The sequence below is a fragment of the Sediminibacillus sp. JSM 1682029 genome, from assembly GCF_041366435.1.
Taxonomy (GTDB): domain Bacteria; phylum Bacillota; class Bacilli; order Bacillales; family Amphibacillaceae; genus Sediminibacillus; species Sediminibacillus terrae.
Window position 1 is genome coordinate 73,198 of the sequence record NZ_JBEWYY010000002.1, and the last position, 14,900, is coordinate 88,097.

Below are 14,900 nucleotides of genomic sequence, written 5' to 3' on the forward strand. Positions count from 1 at the left end.
ACAGCCTCGGCGTGGCGCTATCTGCCACACAGAGGATGGGTTTAAGACCTCGAGGGGGTAGACGCTGGAGCTGGATGTGGCTGTTTCAGCCATTTTCCTATACAAAAACAAAACAGCTGAATGGGTCCCCGTTCAGCTGTTTTGTGAATTATATCTATTTCCGATATTCATGTTATGTAAATTCATTTTCCCTTATTACAGTTGTTTTATCAATAGCAGCTCATCCCGGATGGGTATCCCATTTTCTGCCACAAAAGGGATTTGAGGTTTCACCTGTCTGGCTCGATCGATGGCATTCCGGTGGATCGTGGTTATACGATAACCTCTACGCTGATAAAATCCAATAGCATGGATATTATCATTGCTGGTAACCAATTTTACACTAGTACATTTTGTTTTTTTGGCCATATCTTCCACCATCTTTACAAGAGTTGTGCCGATACCCCGTTCCTCCAGCAAGCTGTCCAACGAGATTATTTCACAAGTTTTCCCAGCTATTGAATAGGTGATCATCCCGCCAATTTTTCCACCATCAGCAATTGCCGCAAACCCAGGAAGTCTATCGCAATGGTACCTTCCACTCGTGACGACCATTTCCGTACTGCCCCAGTGTTCGTTAAAAAAGGCAGTTATTCGTTGTTTATCTAATTGGTCTATTTTTACATATTCCATTTCTTCCCCACTTTCATCCTCTACCTTGTTCGAGTGCAATCATTTCGTTTAGCGCTCCAGAAAACCGGAGTTGGTCACAAGGAATTCCAGCTTCTATATAACTTCTAACCATTTTCCATTCACCATGTTTATTGCTTCTTTTAAAAACATCAAAAAACAAATTTGCAGTATCAAGAGGTTTTCCTTCGATTTCCAGTGTAGCGGAAATAATAGCAATTGCTTCATTTTCACCGGTTGTTATTCTATCATGGACAGACAACAACCATTCAGCCGAGCCTTCTAATTGTGTAAATGCCTGCTCCCAGCCTTCAAGGGATTGTTGGTAACCAAAATCGACAATCTCGGAATCCCTTGACTCCCGCGCTTGATAATCGTTTGCAATATACCGTTTTAAATCGTCCAATGAAAATTTTCTCCAAGCCTCAAGGTAGTTTTCCAACCAGTGATCGAAATCCATCCCTTCGTTATCCAAAACACGTCTTGTTCGGCGCATGCCGTGCAACTGTTTATAACTGGGGCTTAATTCGCTCCATACGTCGAATATATTGCCGTCTATATCATAAAAAATAAAATTTTCACCTGGATGCCCTCTATCTTCAATCGGCCCGACCTTCACCCCTTTCCCATCCAGCTCTGATCTAGCAGCATGAAGTGCCTCCTGTCCGTCCACCTCAAACGTGACAGAAAAATGATCCTTCCCCATGCAGTTCCGGAAATTTGCCGTTTGGTCCTTCTCTGCTTTTACTAGAAAAAAGCTTTGGCCGGCAAAGTTGATGATCGCTTTTTCATCATCCCGGTAGGACAAGGCAGCATCCAGCTTGGTAACATACCAGTCAGAAGCTCTGTTCACATCTGTTACCGGTAAATAAGTTGTGCCTACCCTGATTAATTTTTCGCTCATATCCAACACCCCTTTGCACCATTTTGATAAACTTTTGAAAAACAGGAGGACTCAATCATGAGAACCGCCAAACTGATTATCGGTCTCCACTCATTATGGCAGGAATTCAGACAAACCCCTGTACAGATACTACTTGTAGAGTCGCTTTGCATAAATTGGATAAAGTTACTCCAGCTGCTGATGGACACAGAAAACCCGATAAAATAGGAATACTACAAAACTAGCAAATTTCCTTCTTTTATTCAGTGGACCAACTTGATGCCCCCGATTTATATGTCCATAACGAAGAAGAAAAAGAGCATTGACCGGATGTACTTTACTGGGCCGCTTTAAAATCCACGGACGTTCCTTTTACTAATTCCATAACGAAAAAAAACCCTTCCCATAAAATATGGCAAGGCTCCAGACAATGACTGATATTTTTCATTAAAAGGTCCTCGGAATGCCCTCCAAGAGCATTCCGTTTTGTTAGACTTTTCTTAAGCTGATCTTTTCCGTTAGGTGGTCTTTCCCTTTTTTGAATATGATGGTCGACCGGTACTTGGTGGGGGATATATTCAGTTCCAGATTTTTCTTGTTTATCCGGTTCCAAATATCAACAGCGACTTGTTCGGCTTCTGCATCGCTGAGATTCGCATATCGATTAAAATAAGCATTTGGATCTTTAAAGGCTGACTCTTTTAAAATCTTGAATCGCTCTATGTACCATCGTTTGATATCCACTTCATCTGCATCCACAAATAATGACATATCAAAAAAATCAGATACGTATAACCTGGATAGCATCTCATTTGTCACCGGTGTCTGCAGAACATTGATGCCTTCAATGATCACAATATCTGCACCATCCACTTCGACATATTCATCCGGTACGATATCATATGTGAAATGGGAATATACGGGGGCCCGCACTTTTTCCTTGCCAGATTTCAAATCGCTCAAAAAGTGGATGAGCTTTTTGATGTCATAGCTTTCCGGAAAGCCTTTTTTGTCCATTAAGCCTTCCTTTTCCAAGGTGGCATTGGGGAACAAAAAACCGTCAGTCGTGACGATTTGCACCTTCGGATGCTCTGGCAGCCTGGATAAAAGGGACTGAAGGATTCTTGATGTAGTACTTTTTCCTACGGCAACACTGCCGGCAACCCCTATGATATACGGAACCTTACGTGTAGCTTGTCCAAAAAACTGATCTGTCACAGAATGAAGCTGCTGGGATGCGTTGATGTATAAATTCAGCAACCGGGTCAACGGCAAATAAATTTTTTCTACTTCTTCCACTGATAATCGTTCATTGATCCCCTGTAGTTCCTTTATTTCTGCCTTCGTGAGTGTCATCGGTGTATTGAAACGGAGTTTTGCCCACTCTTCCCTTGTAAAAGAAATATAAGGGGAAATTTTTTCAGAAACCATGAATATCTACCTCTGCTAGTTAATTGACATACTTCTACATCATACTATGTCACCTGTCATTTGAGAAGAGACGTGCTTTATTTTTTCGCATTGGTGTGCTAATAAGGAGGTTTCCCTTCCAAGAAGTGATGTATATCTCGTAAAAAAGCTTGTTTTTGTTCCAGAAACGGGTAATGATTACTTTTATCGTAGGTGATGAAACGGGAACCGGGAACAAGTTCATTTATTTCCTTTGAAAACTCCCATGGGCACTGGACATCATATTTACCGCAAAGAATCAAAAGATTCGGCTGACAGCCAGGAAGCTTGCTTGTTAAATCAAAGATAGCCAGTTCACGGCTGAAAAACTCGATTCTCTCCTTGGACAATGCTTTCTTTATTTGTCTGGAAAAAAGTTGTTCATATTCTTCCGGATTATAGAGGGACAGTTTCGTCCTTTCCTTTGTCAATGCTTCTCTCTGAACAGCCCCGAGGTTCGATTTCTTCAACAATTCAAGCAATTCTTGCATTCGGTGGAAATCGGGATGATCAGGATGATAAATAGAGGAAGACGAGACGGTATAATCTCTTGCGGCAGTTCCGACAACGATCAATCCAGCCAAGCTGTCCGGAAAATAAATGCCATACACCAGTCCCAACATTCCTCCTGTCGAATGACCGGCAAAGTACCAAGTTTTTAAGCCGAGCGATTGTCTGATTGCTTCCAAATCCATTACGGTTTCCAGCATGCTGAGCTGATGAAATTGCTCTGCCCTCGCTGAGGATCCTGTCTCCCGGAGATTGATCAAATAAACCATGTTATTGCTTGTAAAGGTGTCGGCAAAGTTGTCGCCGCTTTCATTAAATGCTGAATAAAGGTGAGTGATACAGATTGGTTTCCCTTGCCCTTTGATGAAGAACTCGAAACTCCCTCTTTCTGTTGTTACTAAATTTCTTTCCCATTCCAAGATGAACACTCCCCTTTTCGCCCCAATGGTGTAACCCCTTTCACAATTCTACCAGAAATAACCTTTTGGTGACATCCATCCGATCAAACGGGAAGGAATATCCAGCTGAAAAGCGAATTAGTTATGGAAAATACGAATGAAATGAGGGAAGTAGGAATGGAAACTCGTCATCGAATATTGTTCCGCCAAATGGAAACATACCGTACGGAACTTCTGGACGCTGTTCTTCCTGTTACTGAAGAAGAGGCAGACTTTGTTCCTCCGGGATTCAACAATAACATACGTTGGAATCTCGGCCATGTTTACCTTGATCAATTTTTGTGGCTGGAAACTTTAACAAAAGAAAAGCAGAACGTCCCTCCTGAATATCATAGCTGGTTTGGCTTCGGTAGTTCACCGGCAGATTTCACCGCGGAAACACCCAGTCTAGAGACGATAAAAAGATTGCTCACGAGGCAACCCGGGGATATAAAAGAACGGTATGGTGAACGAATGGACGAAACGTTCCCAGCGACAGAAATGGGAATGCATACGATTGAACAGGTATTAGTCCGTACCATTTTCCATGAAGGAATGCATATACAAAGAGTGATGGATATCAGGCAACAGCTTTCCAAGACAGACTGCAAGCAGATATAAAAAACGCCCCGATTTCGCAAGTTCGGTTACTGGCGAAATCGGGGCAGGACATTCTTTTATTCTACCGTATTTTTCAACACCTTATCCCTTTCGTGTCTGGCGAGGGCCAACTGAATCAACTGATCAATCAAATCAGGATAGGATAATCCGCTCACTCCCCAAAGCTGAGGGTACATACTGATTTTCGTAAAACCCGGCAATGTGTTTACCTCATTCAGCACAAGCGTGCCATCCGCTTTCAGGAAAAAGTCCACCCTTGCCAGCCCTTCACATTCAAGCACGCGGAATGCTTTGTTGGACGTATCTTGAATGGTTTGTACCTCTTCTTTGGACAACTGCGCTGGAATCTCTAAGACTGCTCCGTTTTCATCAATATATTTTGTTTCATAGGAATAAAAGTCTCCTTGCGGAAGAATTTCACCTGGCAATGAAGCCTTTGGTTCCTCATTTCCCAAGACGGCACATTCCACTTCGCGGCCCTCCACGCTTTCTTCAATCAATACTTTATGATCATAACCGAAAGCCGTCTCGATTGCTTTTCGGAAAGCTGCTTCATCGTTCACCTTGCTAACGCCTACAGAAGACCCCTGGCTGGCAGGTTTTATAAAGACAGGCAGCCCCAACTGTTCTTTTACATCGGCAAAAGATACTGTTTCTTTTTGATGCTTTTTCAACGTGACGGACTTTGCTACTTCGATACCTGCCTGCTGCAATAATTTTTTCGTTATATCTTTGTCCATACATACCGCCGAACCCAGCACATTTGATCCGACATACGGCAGATTCGCCAGACGCATCATGCCCTGAATACTGCCATCTTCGCCTAGCGTTCCATGCAGGATCGGAAAAATTACGTCAAGCTGCTCCAGCTTGACAGTCTCTTTTAAATTCATCATTTGCTGCTCATCTTCTCCTGGGATGATAGCAATATGCTGGTTGGATTTGTTCAACTCGATCAATTTCGGATTTTCCTCATTCATGAGAAAGTGTGACTGATTATTTAAATGCCATTTGCCTTCTTTGTCAATTCCGATCAATGTTACTTCATACTTCTCTTTATCTATCGCATCAACAATGTTTTTGGCCGATTGCAAGGAAACCTCATGCTCCGCAGATTTACCGCCAAAAATCAAACCTACCCTTGTTTTTTTCTCCATGGCTGCCTCCTATTGCATACAAATAGTTTTCTTCTATATCATATCAAATCAAACCGGACTTGGTCTCATTTTTTTCATTTGCTTTACGCTTTTCAGCCCATATTCCCTTTCTGTTTTTCAAAAACCTGCTCGAATAAGATTAAGCCGAGTCCACTACTTAACACCTTCTCTTCCTATCCTTATCAAGGCAAAGACAAGATACCTGACGGCAGGATTCGCATTCAACAGGTCACTGATGCTGCGATTTTCATCAGAGGTTCAGTCAGGTCTTGTTTTGTAACCAACGAGGGACATCCAGGGCTGTATATCTGTTTATATAATCTGCTTCCGGTTTCCGATGATTAAGAAGCCGTATCCATTTCAATGCTTCTCCTGTTGACCCAGCCGCCATTCGAACCAGCTGCCATGCCCATCTGTGCTTCCCACTGTTCCATGAGTCTCTTTTCCGGCTGAATGCCGGTCTAGGTGAAGCAGCCGGTCATACATATTATTGTATATATGGAAAATTTCCCGTTTCTCACTGATATGCTTGATCCTATTCAACAGCTTCCGTTTTTCTTCAGCAGGGATTTGATTTGCGACATGGGTATGAAAAACACAAATAGTGGATTCATACGATATCCCAGCCGCAACGTGTTCCAGCAGCTCCACACCATTCCCTTCGATCAGTTCCAGATGGGCCGCTTCGTTCTCATACTGATAAGCGGCACGTTCAAATGCGGTTCTTCTGGTTTGATGTTCTGGCCAAATCAATGCCTTCAGCCATGCATAATCGACCGGATCATCAAGATTACTGATATGTAAGTCGATCCCTATCCTTTCTGCAACTGGTGGACTCTTTCGCAACAACGGAAGCCTGTCCCCCCTTACTTCTGAACTGAGCACCAATCGGGCATTTGCATTACCAACCATCAAACCATTTCCATACCGGTAAGCATATTTGTCCCACAACAATTGCAAACCCGCGCTGCACCCAAGTTCAATGAGAGACAGCGGGCGGCCCGATTGCTGGTAAATATGACAAAAGACTGGATAGAGATAGGCACAGCGTCTAACTTCATTCGTTTGCACCAATTTTTTTGTGATCAGCTGCTTTATTCCTTTTTCATGGATTCGACAAAAGTCCTTGAACCAAGGAAACGCCTTTTCCGGCATAGCGGGATTAGCAGTCAGACTAGGATAAAACTGTTTCAATGGATGTTGACTATCTTGTAAAAGATAGTGTACAGCACCAAGCAACAAGTTTGGTATTGGCTGTCCAGGATTTGCATGCTCACTCATAACCAGCACCTCGGCGTCATTTGCAATTTCCTCTGCCAGGCACTCATACAACCTGCTGGAACCTCTGCATTCGTTGAGGGAAAACGATCGAAAGCGTTCTGATAAAGAATCCACTGTCATTCTACCCCATCCTTTTTCTGATAATGCTGCTGTATGTATACCTTCGTTCCAATAAATTTTTCTCCTTCCCAATGAAGCTAATGGTAGGTGCACCGATACGGAAAACGGAGTTAGGGATTTGCACGAAAGCGATTATCATTCATCTCATAAATAAGAAGACAGATAGAAGGACTGGGATAAATGATTACTGACAAAATAAACCGAACGAATTCGATTAGCTTTTGAATCCGTTCGGTATTTCTTATTCCGGTCACTTTTCGAATTAGGAACAATGACAACAGAGCTGATGGTCATTCTTTTTCAAACGATGGACTTTGCTATAACCTTTCTTCATCTGACTAAACATTTCTTTAGTTTCCGAAAGCAAGGATTGTTTTTCGGTTAAATAAAGCTGATTCTTTGAAATATTGGTTATCAGTTCAACGGCCAGCTTCGGTTCATGTCTCATCAACCTGCTGTATGCCTTCTCATCGATCCTCACATATTCAACAGGAGTAACAGCCTCTACATAGATATGCTTTGTAAAAAACACCGAGCGGTCACCGAAAAATTCTCCAGCCCCTACAATTTTCGTTCTGCACGTCTCCTTGTTGAATAAACGTACAAATCCGGAAGTAACAAAAAACACAGCATCTGCAGGCTTTTCAAAGGAATAGATTAACTGACTTTCCCCAGTCCTTCCGATTTCACCATAAACTGATAAAGTTTGATAATCGTATTTCCATTTATTTTCTAAATACTTGCGTTTTTTTAATTGCATATTGTGCCTCCTTTAACTGTAATTATTTCTATTACATTTAAGGCATACGTATTGCCTGGTTTTCCGGTTAGAAACTAAAACCCGGTTACTATTTCTGTGATTTGTTTAGACGGGTGTTGTCTCACCATCAGCGCTACATCTTTTATACTATAACCAGCCAAGAAAGTTTCTAACTGTTTTTCTGCATTCCCGAAAATCGTGGTCAATGTAGTCTTCATATTAGCTCCCACCACACAGTCAGGATTTGCGGATGAACATTTAGGGAGCAAAGTCCCTTTGGAAGTGATTTTATAAATATCATGAAGGCCCAGTTCCCCTGGATCCACCTGCAAAATAAAACCTCCTGCACATCCTTCTTTCGCTGCAATGTATCCTTGTTTACGAAGCAATCCCAATACCTTCCGCACCCTGACGGGATGAACAGCAGTGCTTTCTGCAATTGCATTGCTTGTAGCCATCCGGCCAGGATGCAATGCCAGATAAGTTAAACTGTGTACGGCCAACGTAAATTCGCTGTTCACTAGGATGCCTCCTATAAGATCATGATATAAGTTGCTTTGGTGTATAACTGTAATCATATTCATTTCAGTTCATCGTGTCAACTGTTCTACCTGGAAAGAAATCCAGAAAACAGAGGAAACATTGGCTTCCCCCTACAGACAGACAAGGCCCCAAGCGTTAGACGCTTGAGGACCTCCGGCTTATCTATTAAATTCCCTGTGAACCATCCACCCCGTTTATCGCATAACTGACGGTGATTTCTGCATTTACAGAGTGCGCTACGGAACAATAGGTGTCCTTTGACAACTGAATGGCTCTTACTACTTTTTCTTCTGGAAGTTCTCCTGTCAAAACGTAGTGAATATGAATGGCTGTGAACCTTTTGGGATGCTCTTCTGCTCGTGCTCCATCAATTTCCACTTCAAATGACTCAGGGTGCAGACGCATTTTTTTCAAAATGGAAATAATATCAATTGAAGTGCATCCGGCTATAGCATTTAACAGTAATTCAGTTGGCCGTGCCCCGCTATTTTCCCCTCCGACTTCTTCGGATGCATCCATATGTATCTGATGACCGGAGGGCGTAAAGCCGGTAAATGACATTTTATCATTCCATTTTATGCTGTTTTTCATCCTCAAGCTCCTTTCGAACAGTGTTTTACTACTATTATCTGATTTTAATTATATATACGTTTCACTTGAAAGATCCGACGATGGCCTTCCGTCCTTCATCCGGCAAGCTCGGTTCACTATCAGAGAACAGACTCCCTGAGCTGGTTCAAAAGCAGAGCAGTTGATCATTGAAATACTCTTCTTATGTGCTTAGGAAGGGCTGCCCCATGTGAGGGACAACCCTTGCCTTTACGATTTTGCAGCCTCTCCTGCGATGGCTGTAATCAGTTCCGCTATTTTCACCAGCTCGCCCACCGGCATACGTTCATTTGTTGTGTGGATATCTTCATACCCAACAGCTAAATTAACAGTAGGGATACCGTGACCCGCTATCACATTAGCGTCGCTTCCGCCTCCACTTTCAAGCAACTGACTGTCACGTCCGATAGACTTGGCAGCTCTGCGTGCAACTTCTACCACATGGTCTCCAGCTTTCTGTTTATAACCAGGGTACATGACTTTGATATCTAAATCGACACTGCCTCCAAATTCTTCGGCAGTTTCTTCGAATGCCTGCTTCATCTTCTTGACTTGGGCTTCCATCTTTTCCGGGACAAGGGAACGCGCCTCTGCCAATATTTCCACATGATCACAGACGATATTGGTTTTCGATCCACCTTCGAATCGTCCGATATTGGCAGTCGTCTCTTCGTCGATTCTGCCAAGCGGCATTTTCGATATAGCCTTTGCTGCCAAAGTGATTGCTGAAATGCCATTTTCCGGAGCCACTCCTGCATGTGCCGTTTTCCCTTTTACTACTGCATTGATCTTAGCTTGGGTGGGAGCAGCTACGATAATATCTCCCACAGTTCCATTACTGTCTACAGCATATCCATAGGAAGCGTCCACCAATGAAATATCCAGTTCTTTTGCACCGACAAGGCCAGATTCCTCTCCAGCAGTGATAACAAACTGGATGTCACCATGATTGATCTCATTTTCTTTGAGAAGTTTGATTGCTTCCAGCATGGCTGCCAGTCCGGCTTTGTCATCAGCTCCCAAAATCGTTGTACCATCGGAGACGACATAGCCTTCTTTTAAAGAAGGTTTGATATTGTTACCGGGGACGACGGTATCCATATGGGATGTGAAGTATATCGTATCAACTTCCGGTTTGTTACCTTTCAGCGTACATACCAAATTGTTGGCACCATGTCCGGTCTTCGTTTTGCTGTCATCTTCCACTACTTCCAGCCCTAGCTCTGTGAATTTTTTTTTCAAAACCTTTGCTATTTCTTCTTCATGCTCTGTTTCCGAATTCACCTGGACAAGTTCCAGGAATTCTTCTACGATACGTTCCTGATTCACTTCTGGCATGTTTCATGTACCTCCTCGTCGTTTAAAAGGACATCTCTGTCTACTTATTACGTTACTGAAAATCGAGGACCCCTGTCAATTTTTTCATCCGGTAACCATTCACAAAGGAATGTTGCCATGTTTTTTGACCGGTCGTTCTTCTTGTTTGTTTTTCAGCATTTTCAGACCCTTCAACAGTACAAGCCTGGTTTCCCTTGGATCTATGATATCATCGATCATCCCCAGACCGGCCGCAATATAAGGGTTGGCGAATTTTTCTCTATAGGCGGCGATTTTTTCTTGTCTTGTTTTTTCCGGATTTTCACTCTCAGCGATTTCCCGTGCAAATATGATATTGGCAGCACCTTCCGGGCCCATTACTGCTATTTCTGCATTCGGCCAAGCGAAAACAAGGTCCGCTCCAATCGATTTACTATTCAGGGCCACGTACGCTCCGCCATAAGCCTTCCTGGTTATCACCGTGATCTTCGGAACAGTAGCCTCCGAATAAGCATATAATATTTTGGCCCCATGCCGGATAATCCCGCCATGCTCCTGTTTGACACCAGGAAAAAACCCGCTTACATCTTCTACAGTAATCAATGGGATCTGAAAGCTGTCACAAAAGCGGATGAAGCGTGCAGCCTTGTCGCTACTGTCAATGTCAAGGCTTCCGGCTAAATGTTTGGGCTGGTTGCACACCAGTCCTATTGACTCGCCATGCATCCTGGCAAACCCGACCACAATATTTTTGGCGAATTGCGGATGGATTTCCAGAAAAGATTCAGAATCGACAATCTGCTCGATGACTTTTCTTACATCATAGGGCCGTATTGTGTCAAACGGCACTATTTCCAATAAATCCGGGCGGTAATCCTCTCCTTCCTGGCAACTTTGCTTAGGCGGTTTTTCTTTATTGCTGGAGGGAAGATAACCGACAAGTCGACGGACTTGATTCAATGCTTCCTCTTCTGTCGCTGCCTTCAAATGAGCATTGCCGCTTACTTGATTATGTATGGAAGCACCACCTAAACCGTCCACATTCAGACTTTCACCTGTGACTGTTTCGATTACTTTCGGACCGGTGATGAACATGTGCGATGTCTCCTCGACCATAATGACAAAATCGGTGAGCGCGGGAGAATATACTGCGCCACCGGCACAGGGACCCATGATAATAGATATTTGGGGAATCACGCCGGAATAAATTACATTGCGGTAAAACACTTGACCATACCCGTCCAGTGAAGCTACCCCTTCTTGAATCCGCGCGCCGCCGGAATCACTCAACCCGACGAAAGGGGTTCCGTTCTTGGCGGCAAGATCCATCACGGCTGCAATTTTTTTCGCATGCATTTCCCCCAGAGCACCACCATACACAGTGAAATCCTGGGCGAATAAATAGATTGGCCTGCCATCGATTTCTCCATAACCTGTGACGACTCCTTCGCCCGGATTACCTTTATCAGCCATTCCGAAGTCAGTCACACGGTGCTCGACAAAAGGATTCAACTCGACAAACGATTCATCATCCAACAGATGATGAATTCTTTCACGAGCTGTCATTTTCCCCTTCTCATGCTGCTTTTCTATTCGCTTATCTCCCCCGCCCAATTCTACTTGTCTTCTTTTATCATAGAGTTCGTTTATTTTTCCGAAAATATCCATTCACCCTCCCTCCTCATGCTGACATAATTCAATCAACACGCGTCCGGAAGCATCGGGATGAAAAAAAGCGATACGACTGTTATCAGCACCTGCTACCGGCGTTTTGTTCAGTAATCGTATGCCTTGCAGTCGATAAACAGACAATCGCTCATCCAAATCATCCACTTCAAAAGCAAGATGATGCAGCCCTTCTCCTTTTTTATCAAGAAAGCGATGAATGGATGATTGTTCATCCAATGGTTCGAGCAATTCCAATCGCGTTTCCCCTATTTTCAAAAAAGCCACTTTCACCTGTTCCGTGTCCACATCCTCTATTTTCTCCACTGTCAGCCCAAGCACATCATGGTAAAAAGGGAGCGATTTATTTATTGACCTAACCGCAATTCCGATATGGGCGATTTTTTTGGGCGCCATGTACTCAGGACCGACAAGACGCTTGATATAAGCCGCCAGTGCGTCCGCAGTAGCATCGCTGGTAAATACTTTTTTAGTCCCTTTTTCCTCAAGATACGATATATCTTCAGCCGGTATGATCCCTCCGCCGATAACCGGTATTTCGACGGCATTTCTTGCCCGCAATGCCTCTACCACCTCGGGGAACAGTAAACGATGTTCGCCTGACAAGGAAGAGAGTCCGACAACGTCGACATCTTCCTGAACGGCAGCCTGGGCTATTTGTTCTGGCGACTGTCTTAGCCCTGTAGAAATTACTTCCATGCCATGATCACGAAAGGCCATGCATAGCTGAGCTATTCCCAAAGCATGCTGGTTGTTTCCATCCGATCCTGCTTTTGCTAATAACACTCGAATTTGTTTCACTTTTATCAGCCCCTATATACTAGGATTTTCCCTTTCCCCCTACCGCTCAAAGTGCCTCCATGGCTTGAATTGTGTATGGATCAAAAAGAGGCTTGGGAGAATGTTCGATTTTTTCCATCCCCATTTATTTGCAGAAAAGGCTTCTTCCTCCCTGTACGGATTTTCCATTGTCTCTCCCCGCAATTTGTAGACAGCCGGTTTAACATAATGTTACGTTCCATTCTGTTATATATGAAATTGTTTGCTTTTTTAATTCCCAGGGGACTTGTCCATTTTGCACAATCGCGGTAAAATACAAGTAGTTACAGGGGTGAAGGAGGAAATGCAATGGCTAAAAACAATACGGAACAAACAGTGAAGCGTAAACCGTCCAAACGGGAAAGACGGATAAAATTAGTTATTTATATTATGATCATCGCCATGGTATTGTCAACCGTGACAATGGGATTGTCTATGTTTATATAAAAAAAGGCTGGCACTGTATTATCTTTTCAAATGGACAGTGACAGCCTTTTTCTTTTGGCAACTAATCATACATCGCTCGGCTTAAAGGTCTTTTTCAACACCAGATATTGCTCGATTTCATATAGCAAGCGAAACAAGTTCGCCCTCGTTTCGAACTCGATTCTTGTTTTTGGCAAGTCATCCTTATCAAACGTTTTACGCAATTCACGCAGAGTTTCCAAATGAAGCTTTGCAGTGTTGCCGGGATGCACTGCTTCAGCTAGTTCATCAAAAAAATCTGCCATTCGGTAGTTTTGTTCATACAGCCTGTCCATTTGGCTGACAAGCGGAAGCATCCGGCGAAGTAATTCGAACTGTTTTTTCCGCATAATGAAATAATCAAAAAAGGTGTGTTTATCTCTTAATAAATGGTTTTCAATATCCCGGGCAACCAGTCGTTCTGCTTTATCCAACAATTCATCAGTCTCGGTCAACTCCTTTCCTGTCCACGTTTCTCGACCTTCCCGCAGGTATATGGCTATTTCTTTTAAAATGGTGCGGAAATTATTCTCTACTTTTTCCTGCAAATCAACCAAGTTGTTTTCGAGGCTGGGCATATATAAATTCAAAAGCAGAGCTGTCCCGATCCCTATGACGATCAGAAAAAACTCATTGACTAATAAAGAAAAGGTTATCTCGCCGGAGCTGTATAAGTGCAAGATAATTACCGAGCTGGTCACAATTCCCGGGGTCAACTTCAATAAAACGGTTGTTGGGATAAATAAAACAAGCAAGATGCCAATGGCCAATGGATGAAAGCCGATTGTCTCGAAAACGGCAAAAGAAAAAACCATTGCCAGCAAGCATGCACCAAAACGATGCCATGATGTGAGCATCGAACGTTTACGTGTCGGCTGTATGCATAGTAAAGCAATGATCCCTGCAGAAACAAAGTTTTGAAGCTGCAGTAATTGAGCCAGCCAAATTGCTATCGGTGTGCCAGTAGCTGTTTTAAGTGTTCGATATCCAATTTTCACGCTGTGTACTCCTTAATAGCTATTTGAACAGGGTTGAAGGGAGAAAAAAACCTTGTCACAGGCGTGGCAAGGTAATGAAATCTCTCTGTGGTTCCGTTATATTTCTTCGCAATGTTCCTCAAAAATATGTTGAAGTTTTTCTACAACGTCTACCGGGCCAAATCCTTCAATATCATGACGTTCAACCATCGTGACGATTTTTCCGTCCTTCAAAAAAGCGAAAGAAGGCGAAGATGGCGGAAAACCTTCAAAATAACTCCTGGCCCTTTCGGTCGCTTCTTTATCTTGTCCCGCAAAAACGGTAACCAGGTGTTCCGGACGTTTATCAAAGTGGATGGCATTGGCAGCGGCCGGACGTGCGACACCTCCAGCACACCCACACGTAGAATTGACCATAACGAGCGTTGTTCCTTTTCGATTTAAAGCCTGGTCGACTTCTTCTGGTGTGGTGAGTTCTTCATAGCCTGCTTCTGTTATATCTTTACGCGCCGAATTGACGACATCTTCCATGAATAAATTGAAATCCACTCTATATCCATCTCCTTAAAATTTATATTACTAAATTCATAGTACCAA

16 protein-coding genes and 1 pseudogene are annotated in these 14,900 nt (G+C 43.3%); 3 read left to right on the top strand and 14 right to left on the bottom strand.

All coding sequences use genetic code 11. From position 1 onward, the window contains the following. Positions 1 to 195: 195 nt before the first annotated feature. Together ABVF09_RS04225 and ABVF09_RS04230 are read right to left on the bottom strand one after the other, a co-directional pair. On the bottom strand, positions 196 to 672 hold the full coding sequence (locus ABVF09_RS04225; protein ID WP_026570026.1) for a GNAT family N-acetyltransferase: 477 nt from the start codon (positions 670 to 672) through the stop codon (positions 196 to 198). Positions 673 to 1,174: 502 nt separating this feature from the next. Further along, positions 1,175 to 1,573 (bottom strand): annotated as a pseudogene (locus tag ABVF09_RS04230) (VOC family protein); the annotation flags it as partial. Between the two features lie 57 nt (positions 1,574 to 1,630). Between ABVF09_RS04230 and ABVF09_RS04235 the strand changes: the two are divergent. Beyond that, positions 1,631 to 1,780: a hypothetical protein gene (locus tag ABVF09_RS04235; RefSeq protein WP_153462799.1), complete on the top strand. Its 150-nt coding sequence runs from the start codon at positions 1,631 to 1,633 to the stop codon at positions 1,778 to 1,780. A gap of 261 nt (positions 1,781 to 2,041) precedes the next feature. Here ABVF09_RS04235 and coaA read toward each other — a convergent pair whose 3' ends face one another. Both coaA and ABVF09_RS04245 read right to left on the bottom strand, forming a co-directional pair. Beyond that, positions 2,042 to 2,983 carry a type I pantothenate kinase gene (gene coaA / locus ABVF09_RS04240; RefSeq protein ID WP_035426696.1) on the bottom strand — a complete coding sequence of 314 codons (942 nt, stop codon included), beginning with the start codon at positions 2,981 to 2,983 and terminating at the stop codon, positions 2,042 to 2,044. A 98-nt stretch (positions 2,984 to 3,081) separates the two neighbouring features. Next, positions 3,082 to 3,933 (bottom strand): alpha/beta fold hydrolase, encoded by an 852-nt coding sequence (locus ABVF09_RS04245; RefSeq protein WP_153462841.1) that lies wholly within the window; start codon positions 3,931 to 3,933, stop codon positions 3,082 to 3,084. Positions 3,934 to 4,053: 120 nt separating this feature from the next. Between ABVF09_RS04245 and ABVF09_RS04250 the strand changes: the two genes are divergently transcribed. Next, complete coding sequence (locus ABVF09_RS04250; protein ID WP_371068687.1) at positions 4,054 to 4,569, top strand: DinB family protein; 516 nt, start codon at positions 4,054 to 4,056, stop codon at positions 4,567 to 4,569. A gap of 56 nt (positions 4,570 to 4,625) precedes the next feature. Here ABVF09_RS04250 and ddlA read toward each other — a convergent pair whose 3' ends face one another. The 8 genes from ddlA to mce form a co-directional block, all read right to left on the bottom strand. Next, a complete protein-coding gene (ddlA, locus tag ABVF09_RS04255) occupies positions 4,626 to 5,726 on the bottom strand; it encodes a D-alanine--D-alanine ligase (protein WP_026771202.1) in 1,101 nt (366 codons plus the stop codon). 360 nt (positions 5,727 to 6,086) lie between these two features. Further along, positions 6,087 to 7,127 (bottom strand): DUF2332 domain-containing protein, encoded by a 1,041-nt coding sequence (locus tag ABVF09_RS04260; protein WP_026570022.1) that lies wholly within the window; start codon positions 7,125 to 7,127, stop codon positions 6,087 to 6,089. Between the two features lie 262 nt (positions 7,128 to 7,389). Next, complete coding sequence (locus ABVF09_RS04265) at positions 7,390 to 7,887, bottom strand: Crp/Fnr family transcriptional regulator (protein ID WP_026771200.1); 498 nt, start codon at positions 7,885 to 7,887, stop codon at positions 7,390 to 7,392. Positions 7,888 to 7,961: 74 nt separating this feature from the next. Further along, positions 7,962 to 8,408, bottom strand: coding sequence for an RrF2 family transcriptional regulator (locus ABVF09_RS04270; protein ID WP_371068688.1), 447 nt, complete (start codon positions 8,406 to 8,408; stop codon positions 7,962 to 7,964). 187 nt (positions 8,409 to 8,595) lie between these two features. Then, positions 8,596 to 9,021 (bottom strand): OsmC family protein, encoded by a 426-nt coding sequence (locus ABVF09_RS04275; protein ID WP_026570020.1) that lies wholly within the window; start codon positions 9,019 to 9,021, stop codon positions 8,596 to 8,598. Positions 9,022 to 9,249: 228 nt separating this feature from the next. Next, complete coding sequence (locus ABVF09_RS04280; RefSeq protein WP_026570019.1) at positions 9,250 to 10,377, bottom strand: M20/M25/M40 family metallo-hydrolase; 1,128 nt, start codon at positions 10,375 to 10,377, stop codon at positions 9,250 to 9,252. Between the two features lie 99 nt (positions 10,378 to 10,476). Further along, a complete protein-coding gene (locus ABVF09_RS04285; RefSeq protein ID WP_371068689.1) occupies positions 10,477 to 12,024 on the bottom strand; it encodes an acyl-CoA carboxylase subunit beta in 1,548 nt (515 codons plus the stop codon). Further along, positions 12,025 to 12,843 carry a methylmalonyl-CoA epimerase gene (gene mce / locus ABVF09_RS04290; protein ID WP_371068690.1) on the bottom strand — a complete coding sequence of 273 codons (819 nt, stop codon included), beginning with the start codon at positions 12,841 to 12,843 and terminating at the stop codon, positions 12,025 to 12,027. A gap of 327 nt (positions 12,844 to 13,170) precedes the next feature. On the opposite strand from mce, the gene prli42 reads away from it, so the two are divergent. Continuing rightward, positions 13,171 to 13,308: a stressosome-associated protein Prli42 gene (prli42, locus tag ABVF09_RS04295; protein ID WP_152525507.1), complete on the top strand. Its 138-nt coding sequence runs from the start codon at positions 13,171 to 13,173 to the stop codon at positions 13,306 to 13,308. A 65-nt stretch (positions 13,309 to 13,373) separates the two neighbouring features. Here the strand turns inward: prli42 and ABVF09_RS04300 are convergent, their stop codons facing one another. Together ABVF09_RS04300 and ABVF09_RS04305 are read right to left on the bottom strand one after the other, a co-directional pair. Further along, the gene (locus ABVF09_RS04300; protein ID WP_026570016.1) at positions 13,374 to 14,324 is read right to left on the bottom strand and encodes an aromatic acid exporter family protein; all 951 of its coding nucleotides are present in this window, start codon (positions 14,322 to 14,324) and stop codon (positions 13,374 to 13,376) included. A 96-nt stretch (positions 14,325 to 14,420) separates the two neighbouring features. Continuing rightward, positions 14,421 to 14,852, bottom strand: coding sequence for a BrxA/BrxB family bacilliredoxin (locus ABVF09_RS04305; protein WP_026570015.1), 432 nt, complete (start codon positions 14,850 to 14,852; stop codon positions 14,421 to 14,423). Positions 14,853 to 14,900 lie beyond the last annotated feature (48 nt).

What these genes read in the sequence shown, in the direction of transcription:
- ABVF09_RS04260 (WP_026570022.1), bottom strand. Translation starts at nt 7,127, where the DNA reads ATGACAGTGGATTCTTTATCAGAACGCTTTCGATCGTTTTCCCTCAAC.
- ABVF09_RS04275 (WP_026570020.1), bottom strand. Translation starts at nt 9,021, where the DNA reads ATGAAAAACAGCATAAAATGGAATGATAAAATGTCATTTACCGGCTTT.
- ABVF09_RS04235 (WP_153462799.1), top strand. Translation starts at nt 1,631, where the DNA reads ATGAGAACCGCCAAACTGATTATCGGTCTCCACTCATTATGGCAGGAA.
- coaA (WP_035426696.1), bottom strand. Translation starts at nt 2,983, where the DNA reads ATGGTTTCTGAAAAAATTTCCCCTTATATTTCTTTTACAAGGGAAGAG.
- ABVF09_RS04285 (WP_371068689.1), bottom strand. Translation starts at nt 12,024, where the DNA reads ATGGATATTTTCGGAAAAATAAACGAACTCTATGATAAAAGAAGACAA.
- prli42 (WP_152525507.1), top strand. Translation starts at nt 13,171, where the DNA reads ATGGCTAAAAACAATACGGAACAAACAGTGAAGCGTAAACCGTCCAAA.
- ddlA (WP_026771202.1), bottom strand. Translation starts at nt 5,726, where the DNA reads ATGGAGAAAAAAACAAGGGTAGGTTTGATTTTTGGCGGTAAATCTGCG.
- ABVF09_RS04280 (WP_026570019.1), bottom strand. Translation starts at nt 10,377, where the DNA reads ATGCCAGAAGTGAATCAGGAACGTATCGTAGAAGAATTCCTGGAACTT.
- ABVF09_RS04225 (WP_026570026.1), bottom strand. Translation starts at nt 672, where the DNA reads ATGGAATATGTAAAAATAGACCAATTAGATAAACAACGAATAACTGCC.
- ABVF09_RS04265 (WP_026771200.1), bottom strand. Translation starts at nt 7,887, where the DNA reads ATGCAATTAAAAAAACGCAAGTATTTAGAAAATAAATGGAAATACGAT.
- ABVF09_RS04250 (WP_371068687.1), top strand. Translation starts at nt 4,054, where the DNA reads ATGGAAAATACGAATGAAATGAGGGAAGTAGGAATGGAAACTCGTCAT.